Source organism: Gordonibacter pamelaeae 7-10-1-b, assembly GCF_000210055.1.
Classification (GTDB): Bacteria; Actinomycetota; Coriobacteriia; order Coriobacteriales; family Eggerthellaceae; genus Gordonibacter; species Gordonibacter pamelaeae.
The window spans coordinates 1,878,512-1,881,122 of sequence record NC_021021.1 but is presented as its reverse complement, the minus strand read 5'-3'; the positions used below and the strand labels follow the sequence as shown (position 1 = coordinate 1,881,122).

Below are 2,611 nucleotides of genomic sequence, written 5' to 3'. Positions count from 1 at the left end.
GGGGCTCGCGCTGCTCGACGAGAGCCAGAAGCGCATGCTGAACCCGCATACCTATCCTGTGGGCCTCGAATATGGTCTTTTTGAGCGCCGCCGCGAATTGGTTGCCCGCATGCGCGGCATCGCGTAGTTTAATGGGAGAACGATAACCTCGCGCCCCGTGCGCCCTAGCCCAAGGTAACGTGCCATGATCAAGATACTCACCGATTCGGTCGCCTCCATCCCCGCCGACGCTGCGCGGGAGGCGGGCATCGACGTCATAACGCTCTACGTGAACCGCGACGGCCGCGAGCTGGCCGATGCGGACATGGACCTGGACGCGTTCTACGCGGACATCTACGATATGGTCGACAACATCCCCACGTCGAGCCAGCCCTCGCAGGCTGCGTTGGAAGCGGTGTTCGAGGAGGTCGCGCAGGCAGGCGACGAGGTGCTGGGCGTGTTCATCTCCACGGGCCTCTCGGGCGCCTACGAGGGCGCGGTGCGCGCCGCGCGCGCCGTGGCCGCCCGCAACATCGGCTTCTCCTACGCGCTCGTGGACTCCAGCTCGTGCGGCTACGACGAGGCGTGGCCGGTGTTCGACGCCGTGGCCGCCCGCGCGGCCGGCGAGGACCTGGAGGGCTGCACGCGCGCCGTGCTGAAGGGCATCGAGTCCACGCGCTTCTTGTTCACGCCCGAGACGCTTACGTTCCTTCAGAAGGGCGGGCGCATCGGCAACGCGGCGGCGCTTCTGGGCAACCTCATACAGCTCTCGCCCGTGCTCACGGTGAGCGACGGCAAGGCCACAACCCTCGCGAAGGTGCGCACGCGCAAGAAGGCACTGGAGAAGATATTGGCCACGTTCAAGGACGACGTGGAGAAGCACGGGCTGAAGAACGTGGTGGTGCACTACATCGGCGACAAGACGCCGGCCGTGGCGTGGGCCCACGAGGTGGTGGAGCCGCTCTTGGGCCGCACGGTGCCGGTGCTGCCCGTGAGCCCCGTCATCGGCCTGCACGTGGGGCCGGCGGTGGGCATCGCCTACGAGTGCGCGAGCGCGCTGGCCGGCAAGCTCACGGCCCCGGTGCAGGCGCGCCTGTGCACGTCGTGAGCGTGCCGGCCCGCCCGATGGACGAAACCGTATTCGACAAGGAGGCCGACGCCCCTATGCCGCATTCCTGCAACCTTATCATCGACTCGTGCTGTGACCTGCCGTTCGAGACAGTCGACCGCGACGGGGTGGAGCTCATCGAGTTCCCCTACGTCATGAGCGACGGGGAGCACGCCGACGACCTGTACCGCGCATCGAGCGCCCACGACTTCTACCAGGCCATGCGCGACGGTGAGGAGCCCACCACGGCGCAGGTGCCCGTGCCGGTGTTCCGCGCAGCCTTCGAGCGAGCCGTCGAGAGCGGCGTGCCCACCGTGTACCTGAGCTTTTCAAGCGGGCTGTCCGGCAGCTTCGACGCGGCCGTGCTCGTGCACGGCCAGATCATGGCCGAGCATCCCGATGCGGAGCTCTACCTGGTGGACACGCACCTGGCCTCGGTGGCGGAGGGGTTGCTGGTGCACGAGGCGCTGCGCCAGCGCGACAAGGGCCTGACGGCGCGCGAGCTGGCCCAATGGGCCGAGGAAGCCCGCTACTTCGTAGACGCCGAGTTCATGGTGGAGGACCTGGATGCGCTGCGGCGCGGCGGGCGCATCCCGGGCTCGGTGGCCTATGCGGGTTCCAAGCTGGACGTGAAGCCCATGCTCACCATCGCGCCGGACGGCAAGCTGTCGCTGGCGGGCGTGGCGCGCGGCCGCAAGAAGGGCATCAAGCAGCTGGCCGAGTACTACCAGAAGCGCGTGGCGGAGAGCGTTCCCGGCCAGTGCGTGGTGGTGGCGGGCGCCGACTGCCCGAAGGACGTGGGGCGCCTCAAAGAGGCTCTGGGCAAGGTGGACGACTCCATCCTGTTCTTGGAGAGCAGCATAGGGCCCGTCATCGGCTCGCATGTGGGGCCGGGCATGATAGCCGTCGTGTTCTGGGGCGGCGACAAGCGCGAGGACATGTCGGTGGCCGACCGCATAGCGCGCAAGGTCAAGCAGGGATAGGCGCCGCCGAGGCGCGCGGCACGCATTCGAGAAACGACGCCCGGAAAGGGGCTGCTCTTATGGACAAGCGGTATGCATTTATCGGGAACGAAGCGGTGGGCGACGTGGTGCGAGAGCGCCTGGACGCGGCAGGCTGGACGCGCACGGCCGACGTGGCGAGCGCCGGCATGGTGGTAACGTACTGCACGTCCCAGACGGCGCTTGAGGACGCGTACTTCGACGAGAACGGCATCGTGCAGGCGGCGTCGCCGAATACGGTGCTCATCGACCTGTCGGCCTCGACGCCGAGCTTCGCGCGAGAGCTGAACGCCGTGGCCATCGTGAGCGATTTGGCGGCCGTGGAGGCGCCGCTCGTGGTGGCCGACCCGATGCTGTCCGACGCCCTCTCCGACCGCGACAACCTTATGTGCCTGGTGGGGGGCGAGGAGGACGACGTGGAGGCGGCGCGCCCCGTGCTGGACGCGCTCGTGGGCACCGTGCAGGAGACGGGCGGATCGGGGTCGGCCCAGCTGGCGCGCGCAGCTTACACGCTGCAGACGTC

The 2,611-nt window shown here is 68.3% G+C and carries 3 protein-coding genes; all 3 read left to right on the top strand.

Translation table 11 applies throughout. The annotated features are described in order from the left end of the window. The first annotated feature begins 184 nt into the window (after positions 1–184). Positions 185–1,087 (top strand): DegV family protein, encoded by a 903-nt coding sequence (locus GPA_RS08690; RefSeq protein ID WP_015539634.1) that lies wholly within the window; start codon positions 185–187, stop codon positions 1,085–1,087. 56 nt (positions 1,088–1,143) lie between these two features. After that, the gene (locus GPA_RS08685; RefSeq protein WP_041240313.1) at positions 1,144–2,070 is read left to right on the top strand and encodes a DegV family protein; all 927 of its coding nucleotides are present in this window, start codon (positions 1,144–1,146) and stop codon (positions 2,068–2,070) included. A gap of 59 nt (positions 2,071–2,129) precedes the next feature. After that, a partial coding sequence (locus GPA_RS08680) for an NAD(P)-binding domain-containing protein (protein ID WP_041240312.1) occupies positions 2,130–2,611 on the top strand: 482 nt, incomplete at its 3' end.